Annotated in this window: 27 protein-coding genes, 1 tRNA gene and 1 pseudogene; 15 read left to right on the top strand and 14 right to left on the bottom strand. The window is 69.6% G+C overall.

What is annotated here, in order from left to right; all coding sequences use genetic code 11:
- Position 1 precedes the first annotated feature (1 nt).
- Positions 2-985, top strand: a complete 984-nt coding sequence (locus tag ABT254_RS15295) for a D-2-hydroxyacid dehydrogenase (protein ID WP_351469002.1) — start codon at positions 2-4, stop codon at positions 983-985.
- 291 nt (positions 986-1,276) lie between these two features.
- The gene (locus tag ABT254_RS15290; protein WP_351468999.1) at positions 1,277-2,023 is read left to right on the top strand and encodes an SDR family oxidoreductase; all 747 of its coding nucleotides are present in this window, start codon (positions 1,277-1,279) and stop codon (positions 2,021-2,023) included.
- 10 nt (positions 2,024-2,033) lie between these two features.
- On the opposite strand, the gene ABT254_RS15285 is transcribed toward ABT254_RS15290, so the two are convergent.
- Together ABT254_RS15285 and ABT254_RS15280 are read right to left on the bottom strand one after the other, a co-directional pair.
- Positions 2,034-2,180, bottom strand: coding sequence for a hypothetical protein (locus ABT254_RS15285; protein WP_351469163.1), 147 nt, complete (start codon positions 2,178-2,180; stop codon positions 2,034-2,036).
- Positions 2,181-2,186: 6 nt separating this feature from the next.
- Positions 2,187-3,095: a hypothetical protein gene (locus tag ABT254_RS15280; RefSeq protein WP_351468996.1), complete on the bottom strand. Its 909-nt coding sequence runs from the start codon at positions 3,093-3,095 to the stop codon at positions 2,187-2,189.
- A 244-nt stretch (positions 3,096-3,339) separates the two neighbouring features.
- Between ABT254_RS15280 and ABT254_RS15275 the strand changes: the two genes are divergently transcribed.
- Together ABT254_RS15275 and ABT254_RS15270 are read left to right on the top strand one after the other, a co-directional pair.
- Positions 3,340-3,831 (top strand): DUF2975 domain-containing protein, encoded by a 492-nt coding sequence (locus ABT254_RS15275; RefSeq protein WP_351468993.1) that lies wholly within the window; start codon positions 3,340-3,342, stop codon positions 3,829-3,831.
- Positions 3,831-4,052 (top strand): helix-turn-helix domain-containing protein, encoded by a 222-nt coding sequence (locus ABT254_RS15270; protein ID WP_351468990.1) that lies wholly within the window; start codon positions 3,831-3,833, stop codon positions 4,050-4,052. The genes ABT254_RS15275 and ABT254_RS15270 overlap by 1 nt, the downstream gene beginning before the upstream one ends.
- Positions 4,053-4,238: 186 nt before the next feature.
- Here ABT254_RS15270 and ABT254_RS15265 read toward each other — a convergent pair whose 3' ends face one another.
- From ABT254_RS15265 to ABT254_RS15255, 3 genes are all read right to left on the bottom strand, one after another.
- Positions 4,239-5,435 (bottom strand): serine hydrolase domain-containing protein, encoded by a 1,197-nt coding sequence (locus ABT254_RS15265; protein ID WP_351468987.1) that lies wholly within the window; start codon positions 5,433-5,435, stop codon positions 4,239-4,241.
- A gap of 455 nt (positions 5,436-5,890) precedes the next feature.
- Positions 5,891-6,013: a hypothetical protein gene (locus ABT254_RS15260; RefSeq protein ID WP_351468984.1), complete on the bottom strand. Its 123-nt coding sequence runs from the start codon at positions 6,011-6,013 to the stop codon at positions 5,891-5,893.
- A gap of 50 nt (positions 6,014-6,063) precedes the next feature.
- Positions 6,064-6,636, bottom strand: a complete 573-nt coding sequence (locus ABT254_RS15255) for a hypothetical protein (protein ID WP_351468981.1) — start codon at positions 6,634-6,636, stop codon at positions 6,064-6,066.
- A 171-nt stretch (positions 6,637-6,807) separates the two neighbouring features.
- On the opposite strand from ABT254_RS15255, the gene ABT254_RS15250 reads away from it, so the two are divergent.
- Together ABT254_RS15250 and ABT254_RS15245 are read left to right on the top strand one after the other, a co-directional pair.
- Positions 6,808-7,440 carry a TetR/AcrR family transcriptional regulator gene (locus tag ABT254_RS15250; RefSeq protein WP_351468978.1) on the top strand — a complete coding sequence of 211 codons (633 nt, stop codon included), beginning with the start codon at positions 6,808-6,810 and terminating at the stop codon, positions 7,438-7,440.
- A gap of 108 nt (positions 7,441-7,548) precedes the next feature.
- Positions 7,549-7,827, top strand: coding sequence for a DUF397 domain-containing protein (locus tag ABT254_RS15245; protein WP_351468975.1), 279 nt, complete (start codon positions 7,549-7,551; stop codon positions 7,825-7,827).
- 583 nt (positions 7,828-8,410) lie between these two features.
- Here the strand turns inward: ABT254_RS15245 and ABT254_RS15240 are convergent.
- Positions 8,411-8,484: transfer RNA gene (locus tag ABT254_RS15240), tRNA-Pro, on the bottom strand.
- Between the two features lie 102 nt (positions 8,485-8,586).
- Between ABT254_RS15240 and ABT254_RS15235 the strand changes: the two genes are divergently transcribed.
- From ABT254_RS15235 to ABT254_RS15225, 3 genes are all read left to right on the top strand, one after another.
- On the top strand, positions 8,587-9,129 hold the full coding sequence (locus ABT254_RS15235; RefSeq protein WP_351468973.1) for a DUF309 domain-containing protein: 543 nt from the start codon (positions 8,587-8,589) through the stop codon (positions 9,127-9,129).
- A 75-nt stretch (positions 9,130-9,204) separates the two neighbouring features.
- The gene (gene cobF, locus ABT254_RS15230) at positions 9,205-9,981 is read left to right on the top strand and encodes a precorrin-6A synthase (deacetylating) (RefSeq protein ID WP_351468971.1); all 777 of its coding nucleotides are present in this window, start codon (positions 9,205-9,207) and stop codon (positions 9,979-9,981) included.
- 227 nt (positions 9,982-10,208) lie between these two features.
- Complete coding sequence (locus ABT254_RS15225; protein ID WP_351468968.1) at positions 10,209-10,700, top strand: hypothetical protein; 492 nt, start codon at positions 10,209-10,211, stop codon at positions 10,698-10,700.
- On the opposite strand, the gene ABT254_RS15220 is transcribed toward ABT254_RS15225, so the two are convergent.
- From ABT254_RS15220 to rpmG, 4 genes are all read right to left on the bottom strand, one after another.
- A complete protein-coding gene (locus ABT254_RS15220; RefSeq protein WP_351468965.1) occupies positions 10,687-11,433 on the bottom strand; it encodes a cobalt-precorrin-6A reductase in 747 nt (248 codons plus the stop codon). The two genes, ABT254_RS15225 and ABT254_RS15220, sit on opposite strands and share 14 nt — an antisense overlap.
- 95 nt (positions 11,434-11,528) lie before the next feature.
- Positions 11,529-11,651, bottom strand: a complete 123-nt coding sequence (gene ykgO, locus ABT254_RS15215; RefSeq protein WP_030935932.1) for a type B 50S ribosomal protein L36 — start codon at positions 11,649-11,651, stop codon at positions 11,529-11,531.
- Between the two features lie 35 nt (positions 11,652-11,686).
- Positions 11,687-11,947, bottom strand: coding sequence for a type B 50S ribosomal protein L31 (locus ABT254_RS15210; protein WP_351468961.1), 261 nt, complete (start codon positions 11,945-11,947; stop codon positions 11,687-11,689).
- Positions 11,948-12,019: 72 nt separating this feature from the next.
- The gene (gene rpmG, locus ABT254_RS15205; protein ID WP_266963303.1) at positions 12,020-12,184 is read right to left on the bottom strand and encodes a 50S ribosomal protein L33; all 165 of its coding nucleotides are present in this window, start codon (positions 12,182-12,184) and stop codon (positions 12,020-12,022) included.
- A gap of 156 nt (positions 12,185-12,340) precedes the next feature.
- Here rpmG and ABT254_RS15200 point away from each other — a divergent pair, with 156 nt between their 5' ends.
- Positions 12,341-13,150, top strand: coding sequence for an HAD-IIA family hydrolase (locus tag ABT254_RS15200; RefSeq protein WP_351469154.1), 810 nt, complete (start codon positions 12,341-12,343; stop codon positions 13,148-13,150).
- Positions 13,151-13,155: 5 nt separating this feature from the next.
- Here ABT254_RS15200 and ABT254_RS15195 read toward each other — a convergent pair whose 3' ends face one another.
- A complete protein-coding gene (locus ABT254_RS15195) occupies positions 13,156-13,929 on the bottom strand; it encodes a sulfite exporter TauE/SafE family protein (RefSeq protein WP_351468957.1) in 774 nt (257 codons plus the stop codon).
- 160 nt (positions 13,930-14,089) lie between these two features.
- Positions 14,090-15,277 carry a thiolase family protein gene (locus tag ABT254_RS15190; protein WP_351468954.1) on the bottom strand — a complete coding sequence of 396 codons (1,188 nt, stop codon included), beginning with the start codon at positions 15,275-15,277 and terminating at the stop codon, positions 14,090-14,092.
- A gap of 149 nt (positions 15,278-15,426) precedes the next feature.
- Between ABT254_RS15190 and ABT254_RS15185 the strand changes: the two genes are divergently transcribed.
- The 5 genes and pseudogenes from ABT254_RS15185 to ABT254_RS15165 all read left to right on the top strand — a co-directional run bounded on the left by ABT254_RS15185 (position 15,427) and on the right by ABT254_RS15165 (position 18,770).
- Positions 15,427-16,236, top strand: a complete 810-nt coding sequence (locus ABT254_RS15185; RefSeq protein WP_351468951.1) for an alpha/beta hydrolase — start codon at positions 15,427-15,429, stop codon at positions 16,234-16,236.
- Positions 16,237-16,335: 99 nt separating this feature from the next.
- Positions 16,336-16,818, top strand: a complete 483-nt coding sequence (locus ABT254_RS15180) for a Dps family protein (RefSeq protein WP_351468949.1) — start codon at positions 16,336-16,338, stop codon at positions 16,816-16,818.
- Positions 16,819-16,860: 42 nt separating this feature from the next.
- The gene (locus ABT254_RS15175) at positions 16,861-17,193 is read left to right on the top strand and encodes a DUF3140 domain-containing protein (RefSeq protein WP_351468946.1); all 333 of its coding nucleotides are present in this window, start codon (positions 16,861-16,863) and stop codon (positions 17,191-17,193) included.
- A pseudogene (locus ABT254_RS15170) lies at positions 17,190-17,899 on the top strand (endonuclease). Before ABT254_RS15175 ends, ABT254_RS15170 begins: the two are co-directional and overlap by 4 nt.
- A gap of 58 nt (positions 17,900-17,957) precedes the next feature.
- The gene (locus ABT254_RS15165; protein ID WP_351468944.1) at positions 17,958-18,770 is read left to right on the top strand and encodes an SAM-dependent methyltransferase; all 813 of its coding nucleotides are present in this window, start codon (positions 17,958-17,960) and stop codon (positions 18,768-18,770) included.
- A gap of 34 nt (positions 18,771-18,804) precedes the next feature.
- Here the strand turns inward: ABT254_RS15165 and ABT254_RS15160 are convergent, their stop codons facing one another.
- A complete protein-coding gene (locus tag ABT254_RS15160; protein ID WP_351468942.1) occupies positions 18,805-19,461 on the bottom strand; it encodes a hypothetical protein in 657 nt (218 codons plus the stop codon).
- A gap of 18 nt (positions 19,462-19,479) precedes the next feature.
- Positions 19,480-19,902 carry a hypothetical protein gene (locus tag ABT254_RS15155; protein ID WP_351468939.1) on the bottom strand — a complete coding sequence of 141 codons (423 nt, stop codon included), beginning with the start codon at positions 19,900-19,902 and terminating at the stop codon, positions 19,480-19,482.
- Positions 19,903-20,122: the final 220 nt, after the last annotated feature.

Below are 20,122 nucleotides of genomic sequence, written 5' to 3'. Positions count from 1 at the left end.
CATGCGCGACCGACTCGTCGTCCTCTACCGCGGCAACCGGCCCCCCGCCACCGCGCGCCTCGAAAGCCTCGCCGACACCGTCTACGCCACCGAGGAGGAGCTGCCCTACCTCCTCCCCGGCGCCGACGTCCTCCTGGCCTGGGTGAACATCACCCCGGCCATCCGAGAGGCTTGGCCCGATGATCCCCACAAGGCGCCCCGCTGGGTGCACGCGTCCTCCGCCGGCGTGGACTCCTTCCTGTTCCCCGCCCTGGTGGACGATCCGCAGGTCGTCCTGACCAACGCCCGCGGGGTCTACGAGCAGCCGACCGCCGAGTACGTCCTGGGCCTGATCCTCTCGCTCGCCAAGGACTTCCCCGGCACGTGGGAGCACCAGCGGCGCCGCGAGTGGCGCCCGCGCCCCAGTGACAGCATCACCGGACGCACCGTGCTGGTCTGGGGGACGGGGCCGATCGGCCGGGCCATCGCCCGGCTGTTGCGCGCCGTCGGGATGCGGGTGAGCGGAGCCGGCCGCGCGCCCCGCACGGACGACCCCGACTTCGGCACGGTGCACGGTGCGATGACCCTGCGCTCCGCCCTGACGGATGCGGACTACGTCGTCCTGGCCGCCCCCCTCACCCAGGGCACCCGGGGCATGGTGGACGCCCCCGTGCTCGCCACCATGAAGCCGGGAGCGCGGCTGATCAACGTAGGCCGTGGCGGACTCGTCGACGAGGAGGCGCTGGTCGACCACCTCGCCGCCGGACGGCTCGCCGGGGCGGCCCTGGACGTGTTCGCCCAGGAACCCCTGCCGGCCGAATCACCTCTGTGGAACCTGCCCGGCGTGATGATCTCCCCACACACGGCGGGCGAGACCACCGGCGAACGCGAGGCGCTCATCGAGGTGTTCCTCGACAACTTCACCCGCCACCTCGAGGGCCGGCCGCTACGCAATGTGGTGGACAAGCAACGCGGATACGTGGTCGACGACACGCACCCCGCCTGAAGACGAGTTGCACGCGCACCCGCCGGTGACTCCTACCTCAGGTCCCCGGCCGCGTCGTGAACGCCACGTGCGGGGGCGCTGCTCGCCCTGGACGGGCGGCGGCACGCTCTCCGGGTGACATTCCGGCCGTTCCCGACGCGAATCCCACCCTGCTGGAAGAGATCTCGACCACAGGAACCCACAGGACAGGCAGCTGTCACAAGAGCAGGCTCTGCCTTGTCTTCCCTGGTAGAGGCGTCTCGTACAGGCACCTCTCGCAGAGATCAGGGAAAACTCGAGAGGAATTCCGTCATGAAGGTCGTAGTGATCGGTGGGACCGGGCTGATCGGCTCGAAGGTGGTCGCCGGGCTCGGCGAGCACGGGCACGAGGCCGTCGCGGCCGCGCCCAGCACCGGCGTCAACACGCTGACGGGCGAGGGGCTCGCCGGCGTCCTGCAGGGCGCGTCGGTCGTGGTCGACGTCTCCAACTCGCCCTCCTTCGAGGACGAGGCGGTCATGGAGTTCTTCCGCACGTCCACGACCAACCTGCTGAAGGCGGAGACCGAGGCGGGCGTCCGCCACCACGTGGCGCTGTCCGTCGTCGGCACCGACCGTCTCCAGGGCAGCGGCTACTTCCGCGCGAAGCGGGTCCAGGAGGACCTGATCAAGGCGTCGGGCACCCCCTTCTCCATCGTTCACGCCACGCAGTTCTTCGAGTTCGGGAAGGGTCTCGCCGACGGGATGACCGAGGGCGACACCGTGCGGGTGCCCGACGCCAAGATCCAGCCCATCGTCTCCGACGACGTGGCCGCGGCCGTCACCCGCACCGCAGTCGGCGCCCCGGCGGACGGCGTGGTGGAGGTCGCAGGCCCCGAGGCGTTCCAGCTGGAGGAGTTCCTCCGCATGGCCCTGGCCGCCCACGACGACCCCCGCACGGTCGTCACCGACCCACAAGCGACCTACTGGGGTGCGGAGTTGACGGAGAACACGCTCCTGCCGGGCCCGGACGCGCACCGCGCCGAGACCCGGTTCGCCGACTGGCTCGCCCAGCAGAAGTAGGGGAAAACCTTCAGGCCGCGGTGGCGCCCTTGAGTGCCTCCAGCAGCTGCTCGCGTGTCAGCAACTGGACCGTGTGGTCCTCGGTCGCCGTGAACAGGGCCACGGGCACGCTGACCAGCCCCAGCGTCACCACTCCGCTCCAGACGGGTCGCGCCATCACCTCTCACCTCACCTTGCGTTTCGTGTCCCGGGTGCGTCCCCGCTCCGGCCCGCCCAGACGTTTGACCTGGTCGGCAGCGGATTCGGCGCGTCGGCGGGCCTCCCTGGCCTGCCGGTCGGTGGCGCGGGCCTGCTCGCGGGCCTTGCGGGCGGCCGACTCGGCCTCATGGTGTTCGCTCTCCAGCCGCTTGATCTCGTCGGCCAGCTCCGTCAGGCGCTGTTCGAGTTCGTCGGCGCGCGCCTGCGTGTCCCGCGCCTGCCGGTCGGCGGCCGCGGCTTCCTCCTGACGGGCGGTGAGGTCGCGTTCGGCCTCCTCGGCCTGCTGCCGGGCCTGTTCGAGCCGTCGGCGCTGCTCTTCTCCGGCCCTGCTGCGGTCTCGCGCGGGCGGGGCCGGGGCAGGCTCGCGAGGACGCGGGCGCGCGCCGTCGGCAGCCTGCGGGAAGCCGACGGCCTGGTCGAAGGCTTTGACCAGGCGTCCACCGGCCCACTCCCGGGCGGCATCCGGGTCGGCGAGCACGGCGTGCAGGATGGTCTCGACCTCGCGCTGGACGCCCTCGCCGACCGGGTGCCCTGCCTGCGAGGCCAGCTGGCGTGCCTGCCGGGACAGCGCGTTGATCAGGGCGTGCTGCCGGCGGCTGAGTTCCCGCAGCTGCGCCCCGTCCAGGTCGCGGTGCGCCTGGCGCAGGCCTTCGCCGAGCCGCAGCAGCGCGTCGGTCTCCTCGGGCTGTTCACGTACGAGGAGGTTGCTCGCCCAGGCAGACAGGCTGGGACGGCGCAGCTTGCTGATCTTCCCTGCGAGGGTGCGGTCACCGGCCCTGCAGGCCTCGGCCGCACGCGCGTCGCGGGCCGCGGTGAAGTCCTCCGGCTTCAGCGCGTACAGCTCGTCCGAGACAGTCTCCAGGTCCAGGTCCACCGCGTCCCTCCGCGCTCGACAGCCCCTCGGTGCTCGACCCCAACGGACGAGTTTCGCGGTTTTCATGCCTTATGCCGGGTTACGCCCCGACATACATCCTGGGGCTACGGCCGCCCCGAGTGTCCCTGCCGCTGTTGACGACGGTTCCCCGCGAGGGCCGGCTGCCGACTCGTACTGGCCCCACCCCTTGCCCCATCTATCGATATTCGATAGATTCCCATCGCAACTCGATGGAGGCTGAGTCATGGGAAAGCTGGCAGTGCGTGCGCTGCGCGCAGTGCTCGTGGTGGTGTTCGTCGGCACCGTGTTCGTGCAGGCAGGAATGGTGTGGGCGCTGATCAGCAAGAACGACCCGGAGGACGGGTCGCTCCCGCTGACCCCGCTGCGTGTGATCACGATCCTGGGCATGGTGTCGGTCCAGGTCGCCCTGGTCTGCGTATGGCGCCTGGTGGCGATGGTGCGACGCGGAACCGTCTTCTCCCACGCCGCCTTCCGGTACGTGGACGGCGTGATCGGCGCGATCGTGGCGGCCTCCCTTGTGTGGTTCGCGGTCACGGCCATCAATGCGCCGGGGCAGCGGGACGACCCGGGCGTCACCGTCATCATGGGCGGGATCGGCCTGGCCATCCTCGGGGTCGCGCTCATCGTGCTCGTGCTGCGGATGCTGCTCGCTCAGGCCGTCGCGCGCGACGTCGAAGCGGCACAATTGCAGGCCGAGTTGGACGAGGTGATCTGATGCCGATCGCCGTCGACATCGACGTGATGCTGGCCAGGCGGAAGATGTCCGTGGGCGAACTCGCGGAACGCGTGGGGATCACGCCCGCCAACTTGGCGGTACTCAAGAACGGCCGCGCCAAGGCGGTGCGCTTCACGACGCTCGCCGCCCTCTGCGAGGTGCTCAAGTGCCAGCCGGGCGATCTGCTGCGCTGGGAGGCCGAGGACTCCGCAAGCGGATGATGTTGCCCCCGGCGGGCGTGGAAACGCCGACACCACCAGCCGTGACACGACACCTGCAGCACCGCGTGGACGTCCCCGGTACCCGAGCGGAAGACGATGCCGGCTGGCAGGGCCGCGCTCCCGAACACTGTTGGTCAATCCGAGGGCTCGCATGACGTCGGCTCCCACGACACGGCTTGCCAACCCTCAGCCCCCATGCGGTTGCGGTCCCTGGTCCGGATCCTGGCTCCTGCCGGTGACCGACCGCACCACCTCCTCGATCAGCATCCTGTTCTCCTGGTCCGCGCTCTCGCCGATGGCGAAGCGGGTACGGATGTAGGCATAAGAGAGGTCGAGCCGGGGGCTGGCGAAAGCAACGGCTCCGGCTGCCCCTCCATGGCCGAAAGCGTCGGGGCCGAGGCAGGGGTAGAGGTCGTCGAAGACCGTGAAGCCGAGGGCGAAGCGGCTTTGGACTCCGCCCACCGCGTCGATGCCCTCGGAGTGAATTCGGGTGAACGTCTCGACCGTCTCGGCATCCAGCAGAGCCGGCCTGTCGTCCAGGACTCCGATCACCGCCGCATACGCCCCGGCCACGCCTCGGGCGGAGGCGACCCCGCCGGCCGAGCCCTGGCCGAGGGCCCTGGTACGGCGGAAATTGGGGAAGACGGACAGGTCCGGCATGTACTTGTAACTGAAGGCGATCTTCACCAGTTCCGGCGGCTCCTCCACAACCGCACCAGGAGTCGGGATCCCCGGGTCCACCGGGACATACCTGGGTTCCAGTTCCTCCGGTAGGCCCAGGTAGAAGTCGACGGCGTGCGGACGGCGCACCCGGTGTTCCCACCAGTCCTGGAGGGTACGGCCGGTGGCGCGACGCACGACCTCACCCGTGAGGGCGGCCATGACGAGGCCGTGGTAGCCGAACGCCGTGCCGGGCTTCCAGTAGGGGGCCTGGGCGGCGAGGCGCTGGGCCATGAGGGTGTCGTCGGCCAGTTCCTCGATCGTGAAGACGTCGTCCACACCTACCACGCCCGCCTGGTGGGCGAGCAGTTGCCGCAGGGTTATCTCTCCCTTGCCCGCCTCGGCGAACTCCGGCCAGTACGACGCCACCGTTCGGTCCAGGTCCAGTACGCCGTCTTGGACGAGCAGGGCCACCACCAGATGGGCCGCGCCCTTGCTCACCGAGAACACACCAGTCAGCGAGTCGCCATCCTCGACAGGACCGGCCCAGAGGTCCACCACGCGCTCACCCCGGTGATGCACCGCGAGCTGTTGGCCCGTCGGGTGCGGTTGCCGGGCCGCCACCTGCGCGAAGACCTCGCGCACCGCCTCGAAGCCTGCTTGCACATGCCCGTGAACGTGTCCCCGCCCCAGAGTGCGGCCGCCGTCTCGGTTGTCAGTCAACCCTGCCTCCCGTCGTGGAATGTGCGCTCACCTCAGCCCCTGGAGGTACCCGCGTACGCGATCAGCAAATACACCGCCCCGATGCAGCTCTGCGCAGACTGCCACTGCCGCGACGAACCCCAACGAGCGAACGCAGCCGGAAACGGCAGCTCATGCTCGGGAACGGCTACACGGTGAAGACAAGCCCATACGGGACGCTCACCCTTGAAAAGAAACATCTCCCAGAAGTGTGGTCCATGGAAATCGTTCCAGCGATGTGGAGCGAACTGCCCGACAAGAGGCCGTGGCACCGAACGAGCTCCGATGGACGCACCCTGGCAGAGGAACTTGTGTTGTAAGAACCCCCGACGAAATGATCTTCGAGGTGGTTGGTCAGTTTGGTGCTCATCCGGCCGTCGATGTGATCAGCCGTTGCGTGATCCCGGTCTGAGCTGTGACACCGGTCCGACGTCTGTTCAGCGGGAGGCGAAGCCGTCCCGGTGGCGCAGCACCGCGGTCGAGTCCACGGCGTCGGTCACCGCTTCGCGCGCGCCGGGCAGCCGGCGGGCCACTCGGTCGGCGACGTTCTTCCCGACCAATGACGATGACGGCCAACACGCTGTCGACACTGGTGGTGTGGTCGGTCATGTCAGTTGCTCCCACCGGTGTTCCGGCTAGCGTTGTGGCCGAGGCGCAGCGCAGAGACGAGGAAGAAGATACCGCCAAGCAGGGCGTAGCCGGCCAGATTGCTCAGCGAGGAGTGAGGGGCAGCGGCCTGCCGGAGGAACGAGATCCCGGCGAGCGCGGAGATGCTGCCGCTGGCGATCATCGCCCACTGGCCGCCGAGGTCGCGTCGCCGCAGAGCGACGATGAGCTGGACGAGGCCCGCTACGACGGCCCAGACCCCCCACACGCGCAGGACCCCCGGAATGCCGGAGGTGACCGCGAAGACCAGTCCGACGGCGGCGAACGCACTGATCGCGATGTTGACGTAGAGACCAAGAGCGGACCGGCTCGCTCGGGAGGAGCGGGCATCGACGACGGCGGCGCCCACGTCGAATAGCGGGTAGATCACGAGCAGGCTCGCGCTCACCGGCCCGATGCTCGACGCGGTCAAGAAGAGCACGACGGCCCAGATCAGAGCGAACCCGAAACGAACGAGGTAGAGCCGACGAAGCGCTGACGCGACGGTGGCAGGGGCGGGGGCAGTAGTCGTGGTCATGACTGTTCCTTTCCAAAGAAAGCCGTTGGATCCGGTGTCTGCTGACGTGGAGCGGGCCACGGCATGACCGCCGGTACCCTGGCAGAAAGACCGTTCTCTCTTGCCGCGTGGAGCCTGACACGACTCCTCGGCGATTGCAAGACCGATCGTTCTTTCTGCTACGGTGGGGTCATGGCCACCCGGACACGTCCCGCGCCCGACAACCCGAACGGCAGTTCATCGGGAGAGCCGGTCCGCTCCGAGGCGCGACAGCGGCTGCTGTCCACGGCCAGCGGGCTGTTCTACCGCGAAGGCATCAGGGCGGTCGGGGTCGAGCGGATCCTCGCCGAGGCCCCGGCCACGCGGGCGACGTTCTATCGGCACTTCCCCTCGAAAGAAGACCTCGTGGTCGCCTACCTGCGCGGCGTCGACGCGGATACGCGGGCCGGCGTGCAGGCCGCCATCGAGGCCGCACCGTCCCCGGCCGACGCACTGCGCGCGATCGGGACCGCCGTCGCCGACAGCCTGGCCTCGCCGGAGTTCCGCGGCTGCGCGTTCCTCAAGGCCGCCGCCGAGTACCCCGACCCCGAAGACCGGGTGCGCCAGGTGATCCTCGATCACCGAGCCTGGTACACGACCACGCTCACCCAACTCTTCGCGCAGGTCTTCGGGAACTCACCGCGTCGCGGCAAACCAGAACACGCCGCCCGGCACTTCGTCATGATGCGCGACGGCGCCATGAGCGGCGCCCACCTCGACGGCGTCGACAGCGTCGGCGCGGCGTTCCGCCGCGGCGTCGAGGGCCTGCTCACCGTCCTTCACTGAGCACCCACCGGCATCGGGCCACAAAGCAAACACACAGCGGCCAACTACCGCGCTCGCAACCCGACCTTCCGAACCACCGCCGCAGGCAAGCTCGTTGGCAAGTTCCCCTTGGCCGTCCACCTTGAGAACGGTGAGACCGAGTGGCACGACATCCTCAGCTTCGGCGATCGTGCAGCAGCGCTGCAGAAGCGAGCGGAAGCCACCGAGGGGCACATCGGCACCCTCTTCGGTACTGCCGTCCGCCCCTTTACGATTACGACAACGGCATCGCCATCCCGCCACAGCAACGTCCCCGACGGTCCGGCCCTCCTCTACGCGCGCTCGGAAACAGCCGCCATGATCGAGGGAGTCAAGGTCGCTGAATTTGACCATCTCGCAGAGGGCTAGCGCGCTCTCAGCCATGCGAGTGAGTAGTTCGCTGAGCGGTTTTTCGGAATGATTAGCGAGGTAGCTTGGTGGCGACGTTGTCCTAGACGAGGCGGGAAACCATGCGTGCACGTAGAGTCTTCGCCATCTTGATCGCCACCCCTGTCCTGCTTGCCGCGATGGGAGTGGCTGGTGGATCCGCGGTCGCTATGCAAAGACCCGCCCCCGAAGGGTCAAGTGCTCGGCCCAAGCCGACCGCCGAAGTTGAAAGCAGGCACGGCGAGGTCAAAAGATCTGCCGATGAAGAATCTGAACCGGAAGAAGGCCTACTCGGCACTGTCGGAGGTGAACTCCTCGATCGCGTTTCTTCCAGATGGGCGTAAGGGCTCGTAACGCGATCAGGATCGCGTTACGAGCCCTTTGTGAGCACAATCGACCATGCAGAACAGCACGAAGCCGGGTCTCCCCATCGGGAACCCGGCTGTTTTCAGTCTTCGGCGAGACGTACAAAATTTGGTGAGACGAAAACCCGGAAACGATCAAGGGCCTCGTCTCACATGATGTGATCCAAGGCCCTGATCTGCGACTACGGAGAAGACTCCAGTCGGGACGACAGGATTTGAACCTGCGACCCCTTGACCCCCAGTCAAGTGCGCTACCAAGCTGCGCCACGTCCCGGTGCGCTTCCCGCGGTGAACCGCGTGATCGCGCGGACAGCACTTTACCGCACGTGCGGGGTGGTGCCGAAGCGGGCCCGGGGGGCGCGCGACAATCGGGCGTATGGGCAGTACGGGACGTAGGAGCAGCGCGCCGTCGGGCCGGGTGGCCGGGGCGCGGGACCGGGACGGCGAGGGGCGGGCTCGGAATGCCCGGCCGCGGGACGGGCTCGGGCGGCCGTTGCCGTACGGCGCGGAGGGGGTGGCCCGGCAGCCCGAGGGCGTGGTGCGCACCCCGGAGCAGAGCGTCGCCGAGGCGCAGGAGCTCCTGAATGACGGTAAGCCCTTCCATGCTCATGAGGTGTTCGAGGATGCGTGGAAGTCGGGGCCGGAGGAGGAGCGGGAGCTGTGGCGGGGGCTGGCGCAGCTTGCCGTCGGGCTCACGCATGCGGCCCGGGGGAATGTCACCGGCGGCGCCCGGTTGCTGCGGCGGGGCGCCGGGGCCGTGGAGCAGTGGGCGGCGGGATCGGGGCGGCTGCGGCCGTACGGGATGGATCTGGTGGGGCTGGCCGGCTGGGCGCGTGAGCTGGCGGACGACGTGGAGAGGGGCGGCGGGGCCGTCGATGCGGGAGCGCGGGCGCCGCGGTTGCGTGGGCGGACCTCGTAGGGCCGGCGGCCGTCCGTACCCGCTCGGTAGGGATGCGGTGTACGGACTGTCAGTGGGGTGCGGCAGACTCGGGGTGTGCGAAAGATTCATGTCATCGGTATCGGCGCGGGCGACCCCGACCAGCTCACCCTGCAGGCGGTCAGGGCGCTGCGGAGCACCGACGTGTTCTTCATTCTCGAGAAGGGTGAGGTGAAGGACGACCTCACCCGCCTCCGCCGGGACATGCTCGACGCGCACATACCGGACGGGGCGTCGTACCGGGTGGTCGAGGCGCGGGACCCGGAGCGGGACCGCAAGGCGGGCGGTGCGGACTACTCGCCCGCGGTCGGGGACTGGCGCAGTGCCCGTGCCGACATCTACGAGCGGCTGATCGCCGAGGAGCTGCGCGAGGACGAGAGCGGCGCGTTCCTGGTGTGGGGGGATCCGGCGTTGTACGACAGCACGATCGGGATTCTGGAGGAGGTGCGGGAGCGGGGTGGCGTCGAGTTCGACTACGACGTCGTGCCGGGCATCAGCAGTGTCTCCGCGCTCGTCGCCCGGCATCGCACCGGGCTGAACCGGGTGGCCCGGCCCGTCCAGATCACCACAGGGCGGCGGCTCGCCGAGGGCTTCCCGGAGGGCGTGGACGACGTGGTCGTGATGCTGGACGCCCACCAGACCTTCCGGCAGTACGCCGACGAGGACATCGACATCTACTGGGGCGCGTACATCGGCACCCCGGACGAGATCCTCGCCTCCGGGCCGATCGGTGAGGCCGCGCCGCGGATCGAGCGGCTGCGGGCCGAGGCCCGCGAGCGCAAGGGGTGGATCATGGACACGTATCTGCTGCGCAGACATCCCGGGCAGCGGTAGGCATAGGCCACCCGAGCGGGTCGCCCCGCATGCGCCGGTGGTCCACCGGTGTGATCGTGACCTCGTGACGGTGGCCGAGGGGGCCGCCCCGCCTGCCGCCGCACCGCAGCGGCCGTGCTCGACCCGCGCCGCCGCAACGTCGTCTTCGTGACGATCAAGCTCGGGAACCGCTGCCGCCGCCTGAAAACGGGGTGCTCGGCGATGCGGGTGATCGCCATACTCGCCTCATGTCTCCCGCACCCGTCCGCTTCCGCGACACCCGCCGCACGGCCTACGAGTTCTCCGGGTCCACGCTGGTGCGCTGCCCGCGCTGCGACCGCGTCGCCCACTTCGAGCGGCGCGAGGGCCTGGCGGCCGGCGCCCCGGGCCGGACGTATCCGGAACGGCGTCTGGTCTGCCGCTCCTGCGGTCTGTCCCGCGTCGACACCGGACCGCACTGTGGGCCACGGGAGCCCGGGCAGAGATGCTGCCGACCGGCCCCGGCCCTGTGGCTGCGGGCGGAGACCAGGCACGGCGAGCTGTGGGCGTACAACCTCGAACACCTCGACCTGATCAGGCGGTTCGTCGCCGCCGATCTGCGGGAGCGGGCGCCCTGGTACGACACCGGGCCGAAGATGACGTTGGTCGCGAGGCTGCCCGCCTGGATCAAGAGCGCCAAGAACCGCACCGCGGTGCTGCACGCGATCGACCGGCTGCGGGCATCGGTCATCTCGGGCTGAGACCCAGCCGGGCGAGGGCCTGCGGCACATCGGGGACGGCGGTCACGCCCTCCGGCAACGGCGGCCTTTGTACGACCACCACGGGCAGCCGGAGCCCGCGGGCGGCCGTGAGCTTGGCGGCCGTCGCCTCTCCCCCGCTGTCCTTCGTCACCACGACGTCGACCAGGTACTCGCTCAGCAGCGCCGTCTCGTCGTCCACCGTGAACGGCCCGCGCGCCAGCAGCACTTCCGTGTGCGGCGGCATCGGCGGCTCGGGGGGTTCCACGGACCGTACGACGAAGTGACGGTCTGTCAGATGGGCGAAGGCGGAGAGCCCCATGCGTCCCGTGGTCAGGAAGACGCGGGGGCCGAAGCGCGGCAGCAGGTTCGCCGCCGCGGCGAGGGACGGGACCATGTGCCAGCGGTCCTCGGGGCCCGGTTGCCAGCCCGGTCGGCGCAGGACGACCGCCGGGACGCCGGTCGCCGACGCGGCCCGCGCCGCGTTCGCCGTGATGGCCTCCGCGAAGGGGTGCGTGGCGTCCACGAGGGCGTCCACGCGCTGCTCGCGCAGCCAGTCGGCCAGCCCCTGCGCCCCGCCGAAGCCTCCGACGCGTACGTCCCCGGCCAGCGCGCCCGGCCGGATCACCCGTCCCGCGAGCGAGGTCGTGACGCGTACGCCGGGATGTGCCGCGAGCGCGGCGGCGAGTTCGCGGGCCTCGGTGGTGCCGCCGAGGATCAGGACGTGGGGGGACATGGCTGCGAGCGTACGAGGTCGGCGGTGGACGCGGTCGTGGGGGATGCGGGACGGCCGCCCGGTGGGGGTACCGGGCGGCCGTCTTGTTCATGTGCTCAGCCCTGACGGGCCTTGAAGCGGGGGTCCTTCTTGTTGATCACGTAGACCACGCCCCTTCGGCGCACCACCTGGGCGCCGGGCTTGGACTTCAGGGAACGCAGGGACTTGCGGACCTTCATGGTTCTGCTCTCCTCGGGTAGCGCGCGGCAGGGCGTCAGTGACGGGTCGCCGCGGAACGGCCGTAGCGGCGCTCGAAGCGCTCCACGCGGCCGGCCGTGTCCAGGACCCGCGACCTGCCCGTGTAGAAGGGGTGGGACGCCGAGGAGATCTCGACGTCGATCACGGGGTAGGTGTTGCCGTCCTCCCACTCGATCGTCTTCGAGGAGTCGGCGGTGGAGCGGGTCAGGAAGGTGACGTCCGCGGTGCGGTCGCGGAAGACCACGTACCGGGAGTCGGGATGGATGCGGGGCTTCATGGGGTTTTCCTTTCCGGGACCGCGGCCGGAGGGTGGTTCCTCAGGGCCGCGGCCGGGTTGTGGCGTGCTGCTTCAGCGCTCCTCGCGGAACTCGACGTGCGCGCCGGCCACCGGGTCGTACTTGCGCAGGACGAGTCGGTCGGGGTCGTTGAGGCGGTTCTTGCGGGTCACGTAGGTGACGCCGGTTCCGGCCGTCGACTTCAGCTTGACGACGGGGCGCGCGGTGCTGCGTGCCATGAGGTTCTCCCTTCGCCCACGCCACGGATCTTTGATCCGAGCATGCCAATCACAGCCGGTCCAACAACGGCTTCGGCTGTCGCATTCCCGGGGTGGCGGGCGATGCGCGGTTATCGTCCAGGCATGGAGTCAGTGCGGGAATCCGTGAACGGGTCCATGCGTGGATCCGTGCGTGCCGTTCTCATCGACATCGACGGGGTGCTGACCGTCTCGTGGGAGCCGTTGCCGGGGACGGTCGAGGCGTTGCGGGAGATCCGGGAGGCCGGGTTCGGGGTCGCGCTGGTCACCAACACCACCTCGCGGACGCGGGCGTCGATCGCCGGGACCTTGCGGGAGGCGGGGTTCGCGGTCGACGCGGAGGACATCCTGACCGCGCCCGTCGCCACCGCCGCGCACCTCGCCGAGCACTGGCCGGGGGCGCGGTGTGCGCTGCTGAACAGCGGGGACATCCGGGAGGATCTCGACGGGGTTGCACTGTTCGACCCTGCGGATGCCGACGGTGACAGCGTGCCGGATGTCGTGATCGTCGGGGGTGCGGGTCCGGAGTTCGACTACGACGCGCTCAACCGGGCCTTCGGGTATCTGCAGCGCGGGGCGCGGCTGGTGGCCGTACACCGGAATCTGTACTGGCGTACCGACGCCGGGCTGCAGCTCGACTCCGGGGCGTTTCTCGCCGGGCTGGAGCAGGCGGCCCGGATCGAGGCCGAGGTGACCGGGAAGCCGTCGGCGGCGTTCTTCGAGGCGGCGCTGGCGCGGCTCGGTGCGGGGGCGGGTGAGGCCCTGATGGTCGGGGACGACATCGAGTCCGATGTGCTGGCGGCTCAGCGGGCCGGGATCACGGGGGTGCTGGTGAAGACCGGGAAGTATCTGCCCGAGACACATCGGGATGCGAGCGGTACGCCGGATCACGTCATCGAGTCGTTTGCGGATCTGCCGGAGTTGTTGCGGGGCTCGGCGGAGGAGTAGCGCGGCTAGCGCAACAGGAGCTGCAGGCCGCCCACGATCGTCGCGGCGATGACGAGTTGTTCGAAGAGGCGCTGGTTGATTCGGTTCACAGCCCATTTGCCGAACAACGCACCGGGCACGACGAAGACCGCGAGTGCGGCGTCGAGGGACAGCGAGCGGCCGTCGATCAGGCCGAGGCCTGCGCTGAAGGGCACCTTCGACACGTTCACGATCAGGAAGAAGAAGGCCGAGGTGCCCAGGAAGCCCAGCTTGCGGAAGCCCGCCGACAGCAGGTACATCGACATCACCGGGCCGCCCGCGTTGGCGACCATCGTGGTGAAGCCGCCGAGGACGCCGTACGAGCGGGCCTTGATCCGGCCGGACCTCGTGGTCACCGAGTCCGGCTCCTCGTCGGCCTCGGCCGTGCGCCGCCGCCACACCGTCACGCCCGCCATCAGCAGCAGGATCGCGCCGATCGACGTCCGTACGATCCCGTCGTCGGCCCACATCAGGAACACCGTGCCGACCACCACGCCCGCCGCGACCGCCGGGAACAGCCGCCACAGCGTGGGCCAGTGGGCGTGCCGGCGGTAGGTGAGGACGGCCAGGACGTCGCCGACGATCAGGATCGGCAGGAGTACGCCGGTGGAGGCGCGGGCGGGCAGGACCGCGGCGAAGATGGCGAGGCTCACCGTGTTGGCCCCGCTCACGGCGGTCTTGGAGAAGCCGACGAGGAGGGCTGCGCAGGCGAGGGCGGCGAACTCCCAGCCGGTTATGTGCCAGAGCGTCATCGTGTTCATGCGGGAAGCGATGGTATGCGCAGGCAGGGGGGCGTGTAAGTACCGTCTCGCTGGTTGGCACCCGGCGGTGGTGGGGCCGTCTGCTGGGGGCCGTCGCCCCCAGACCCCCGCTTCGGCCCTCAAGGGGCCTCGTCCTCAAACGCCGGACGGGCTGGATTGGCTAATGGCGCTCGACCAGCACCGCACTCCCCTGCCCCACCCCCACACACATCGTCGCCAAGCCCCGCTCCGCCCCCGTCCGCCGCATCCGATGCAGCAGCGTGGTGAGAATCCGTGCCCCCGAGCAGCCCAGCGGATGCCCCAGGGCGATCGCGCCGCCGCTCGGGTTGACCAGGTCGGGGTCGATGCCGAGCTGGTCCACGCAGGCGAGGGCCTGGGCGGCGAACGCCTCGTTGAATTCGGCCTCCTGGATGTCGGCGACGGTCCAGTCGGCGCGGGCGAGGGCCTTGCGGGTGGCGGGGACCGGGCCGATGCCCATCACGTCGGGGTGGACCCCGGCCGAGGCGCCGGCGACATAGCGGCCCAGGGATTCCAGGCCCAGGTCGTTGAGAGCTTCCTCGCTGACCAGGAGGAGGCCGGCGGCGCCGTCGTTCATCGGGGAGGCGTTGCCCGCGGTGACCGTGCCTCCGGTGCGGAAGACCGGCTTGAGGCGGGAGAGTCTCTCGTACGACGTGTCCTCGCGGATGCATTCGTCGGCGTCGACGAGCACCCCGTCGGGACGCTCCACCGGCAGGAGTTCGTCGTCGAAGTAGCCGTTCTTGCGGGCGTCCGCGGCGCGTTGGTGGCTGCGCAGGGCGAACTCGTCCTGGCGTTGGCGGGTGATGCCGTAGCGGTCGGCGACCTCCTCCGCGGTCTCGCCCATGGACAGCAGGCCGTGGAGGTCCTTCATCGCCGGGTTGACCAGGCGCCAGCCGAGGCGGGTGTCGACCGTCTCGATGCGGTGCGGGAGGGCCTCGTCGGGGCGGGGCAGGACGAAGGGGGCGCGGCTCATCGACTCGGAGCCGCCCGCGAGGACGATGTCGGCCTCTCCGGCGGCGATGGTGCGGGCGGCCGTCGTCACCGCCTCCAGGCCCGAGGCGCACAGGCGGTTGACGGTGGCGCCGGGGACGGATTCGGGGAGGCCGGCGAGGAGCGCGGCCATGCGGGCGACGTTGCGGTTGTCCTCGCCCGCCTGGTTGGCGGCGCCCCAGTAGACGTCGTCGACGCGCGCCGGATCGAGGGCGGGGACGTCCGCGACGAGGGACCGGATCACATGCGCCGCGAGGTCGTCGGGGCGCACGGCGGACAGGGCTCCGCGCAGCTTTCCGATGGCGGTGCGGCGGGCGGCCGCGAAGTGGACGGGGCGCACGACAGGACTCCTGACCGAGGGCACACTTAATTAGCGCTGCTAGTTTTGGAGTGTAGACCGCTGCCGCGCCGCCTGGGAAGATCCCGGAAAGGTCACCAGGACACCTGGGGCCGGAACCCAACGCCTTCACCGATGCAGCTGGAGGAGACATGGCCGACGCCCGCGAGCACGTCGTCACGGGGAGCCACGGCTCGATCGCCGTACGCGAGTGGCCTCGGGAGCGGCCCCGGTATCTGGCACTGGTCGTGCACGGCTACGGGGAGCACGCCGGGCGGTACGAGGAACTGGCCGGGGTGCTGGTCGAACACGGGGCCGCGGTGTTCGCGCCCGATCATGTCGGGCACGGCAGGTCGGCCGGCGAGCGGGTGCTGGTCGAGGACTTCGAGGACGTCGTCGGGGACGTTCATGTCGTGGCGGAGCTGGTGCGGTCCTTGTACCCGGGAATGCCGGTCGTGCTGGTCGGGCATTCCATGGGCGGGCTGATCTCGGCCCGTTACGCCCAGCGGTACGGCGACGAGCTCGCCGCGCTAGTGTTGTCCGGGCCGGTGATCGGGGCGTGGGAGCTGCCGGGGCAGCTGCTCGCGCTCGACGAGATCCCCGACACGCCCATCAGTCCTGCCTCGCTCTGCCGCGATGCGGCGGTGGGAGCGGCGTACGTGGCCGATCCGCTGGTCTGGCACGGTCCGATGAAGCGGCCGACCGTGGAGGCTTTCGCGCGGACGCTGGAGACCGTCACCAAGAACGGCGATGTCGGCCGGCTGCCGCTGCTGTGGCTGCACGGCGAGGACGACCGGCTGGTCCCGCTCGCCGGGAGCCGCGTCGGTGTCGAGCAGCTCAGCGGCGGCAACCTCACCGAACGGATCTACCCCGGCGCCCGGCACGAGGTGTTCAACGAGACCAACAAGGCCGAGGTCTTCGCTGATCTGTCCCGGTTCCTGGACGGCGTGCTCACGAGTTGAGACGACACCGGTGGCCCCCGCACCTTGTTTGCAGCACTTCGCCATGGGCACCCGAGTTCGCGTGAAGTGACCGCTACGGCTGGAAGGAGAAGCGCCCTGATGACTGCGGTGAAGAGCACACTTCCGGAACCGGCCCGCAAGGTCGCCGGTGACGCGCTGCAGAGCACTCTCGTGGATCTTCTCGGGCTCTCACTGATCGCAAAGCAGGTGCACTGGAACATCGTGGGCCCGCGGTTCCGCTCGATCCACCTTCAGCTCGACGAGGTGGTGACCACCGCCCGCACGTACGCAGACACGGTCGCGGAGCGCTCCTCGGCGCTCGGCCTGCCGCCCGACGGGCGGCCCGAGACGATCGCGGCGGCCTATACGCTGCCGGGTCCGAAGGACGGCTGGGTGCGGGACACGGAGGTCGTCCAGCTGATCTCGGACGTGCTGGAGGCGGCGATCGGGCGGCTGCGCGAGCGCATCGCCGCGACCGCCGAACCGGATCCCGTCACCCAGGACCTGCTGATCTCCCTCACCGCGGAGCTCGAGAAGCAGCGGTGGATGTTCGACGCGGAGAACTGGCCGCGCGAGGACTGACTCGTCGACGGCCGGACCATGCACGTACGGAAGGGGCACGCGATGACCGACGCCCTCGAATTCGACGCGCTGTGGGACGACTTCCACCGCGTGGTGAACATGACCTCCCAGGAGCTCGCCGCCTGGCTGCGGGTGAGCGACGCCGACGAGAACACGGAGCCCCTGCCCGAGCAGGCGGGCTCGCCCACCGGGCAGCACGTCCTCGCGATCCTGCAGAAACGGCGCACGGACCTCACGGACGACGACATCCGTGTGATGTACGAGGTCGTCGACACGGTCACCGCGCAGGCGGACCTGGAGCGCGAGCCCGAGGCGGAGGACACCGACCGCCGGCACCGGCTGATGACGATCGGCCATGACCCGCTGAAGCCATGAGCGACCAGAAGGACGTCGTACGCGAACTGGTGCGGGCGCACGGGCAGACGTTCGCCGAGGAGGCGGGCATCAAGCTGAAGGACACCCCGCAGCCGCTGTACCGGCTGCTGGTCCTTGCGCTGCTGCTCAGTGCCCGCATCCGCGGGTCCATCGCCGTCGACACGGCCCGCGAGCTGTACCGGGCGGGTCTGCGCGACCCACGCCGGATGGCCGGGGCCGACTGGCAGCAGCGGGTGGACGCGCTGGGCCGCGGCGGCTACCGACGCTACGACGAACGCACCGCCACCCTCCCCCGTAGCCTTCGGCACGGGGGTGCCCCCATTCGCTCCGGCTCCGACTTCGCTCCGCTCCGCTCGGCGACGGCGCCCAGTTGTTGACCGAGCGCTGGGGCGGGGATCTGCGCCGGCTGCGGCAGGAGGCGGACGGCGACGTCGGCGAACTGCGCCGTCTGCTCCAGGAGATCCCGGGCCTGGGCCCGGCCGGCGCCGACATCTTCCTGCGCGAGGCCCAGCGGGTGTGGCCGGAAGCGGCACCGTATCTGGACCGCAAGGCGCTCGACGGAGCGGAGCGGCTGGGGCTGCCGAAGGACCCCAACCGGCTGGTGAAGCTCGCCGGGAACACCCAACCCGCCGTGCTCGCGGCCGCGTTGGTGCGGGCGGCGCTCGACAAGGAGGTGGCCGAAGACAGTCTCCGTCGCGCAGCATGATCGTGTAACACTGCTCGCACGCACGGCCTTCCGGGCCTGTCGAGCAGAGGAGCGTCACGTGACGGGGACCGAGCCGGCCGCACCGCGGATCGACACGACCAGGCCGCACCCGGCCCGCGTCTACGACTGGTTCCTCGGCGGCAAGGACAACTACCCCGTCGACGAGCAGCTGGGCCGGCAGATCGCGTCGATCCAGGGGGACGCGCCGCGCGCCGCCCGAGCCAACCGCCGCTTCATGCAGCGCGCCACGCGCAGGCTCGTCGAGCAGTCGGGAATCCGCCAGTTCCTCGACATCGGTACGGGCATCCCCACCGAGCCCAACCTCCACCAGATCGCCCAGCGCGTCGCACCGGACGCGCGCGTCGTCTACGTCGACAACGACCCGATCGTCCTCGCCCACGCGAGCGCCCTGCTGCGCGGCACCCCGGAAGGCGTCACCGAATACCTGCAGGCCGACGCCCGCGACCCCGCCGCCATCCTCGAACAGGCGGCCCGCATCCTCGACTTCGACCGCCCGGTCGCCCTCTCCCTGATCGCCCTGCTGCACTTCATCGCCGACGAGGACGGCGCCTACGACCTGGTGAGCACCCTCGTCGACGCCCTAGCCCCCGGCAGCTGCCTGGTCCTGTCCGCCATGACCGCGGACTTCGAGCCGGAGAACGTACGGCGGGGCATCGAGGCCTACGCGGCGGGCGGAGTGACCCTGGTGGCTCGCACACAGGCCGAAATGGGCGGCTTCTTCAAGAACCTCGACCTCGTCGAGCCGGGGATCGTGTCCGTGGTGGACTGGCACCCCGAACTCGGCGTGGACGAGCCACCGGACGGCGAGGGGCCCGTGTCGCTGTACGGGGGCGTCGGCGTCAAGCGCTGACTCGGGGCTCATGTCATGGGCGGCGGACTCGTGGTCACTTCAAAGCGGACTTCAGCGCTGGAGCAACGGACCCTGAATCCGTCGAAGGGATCTTCCAGTGGAATGCGACGCCGTTGCCGTCAACGTAGACGAGGGTGCCGCCCTTCTCGGCGGCGGTGATATCGAAGACGACGGAGTCGGCCTGGTAGGTCTTGGGGGAGACGTCTGGAGCACCCTCACTGAATCCGACGGGAGCGACCTTTCCCGCCGCTTTGCTGTTGCCTGCCTCGACGGTCTTCCCGCCGGGTGCCTTCCACCGGAAGCCGTCCTTGCCGGCGGTGGTCGTCACCGGGGTCTTGGACCGATTCCTGGCTTCGAACCTGACGACGGCGAAGAGACCATGCTCCGGGCTCTCGGCGCCGGCCTTGTCGACGTAGACGACGGCATCCGGGGTGATCTGCGCGGTGCCCCTGCCACCGACTCCGGCTGTGTCGGCGCTCTGCCCGAAATTGAGCGCGGTACGCGGACTCGGCTGCGGATCGCTCTTGTCGTCCCCGCCGGAACAGGCAGTCAGGCTCAAGGAGCAGGCTGCTGCGAGCGCGGATGCTCTGATGATGTGGCGCATGATCCCCCTGGGTAGAAGCAGACGCAGTATGCAGAGTCTGCACCACACGCACCAGTCAGGTGCCGACCCGGACACCATGATCAGCATGCCCGGGTCGGCGTGCCCTCAGCAGATATCGAGGCGATTGAAGTCGTACGTCGCGTAGTCCGGGACCGAGTAGATCTTGTAGTCCGCGGGGATGTAGACCTGGTACCTGGGCCCCCAGAAATGGACCTGGGCGCCGCCCGTCTGGTGGTTGAGAACAGCGAGCGAGTCGATGAAGTTCGAGAGCGACCGCGTATCGCACTTGAACAGGTGGAAGATGCTGTGGTTGCCGTCGCCTTGGCCAACCGCCACGCAGGCGATTCCATTTGCCCAGGCGCACGTGGCCAGCGCCGCGTTCCGATCGGCACTCGACACATCCCGCTGTACCCACTCGCCTGAGAACAGCGGGTAGATCTGCGGTGTCCATGCGGCCGTTCCGGTCGCAACGTTCGGTGCTGCCTGTGCTGGTGCCTGCGCCGCCAGCGGAACAATTGCGGCGATCATCGTCACGACTATGACAGCCGCCCGTCGCCTGATTCTGCTCAATTTCATACGGCCTCCTCTGTAGTCGCAACCGATGCAGCCATTTCTGGCTGAACGGTGTCTTTCTTCCGAGGAATTGGACTACCTGGACCTCGGCGCCGATGCGCCGTGAAGGCGAACAGGTCGCGACCACCCTGCACTTCTGGAAACGCACCGTCCATCACTTCGAAGAGCATCGAAA

Origin of the sequence: Streptomyces sp. NPDC001137 (genome assembly GCF_040298885.1) — a bacterium.
Lineage (GTDB): Bacteria > Actinomycetota > Actinomycetes > Streptomycetales > Streptomycetaceae > Streptomyces.
Note: the sequence above shows the minus strand (reverse complement) of the source record. Positions and strands in the feature narration are given on the sequence as shown.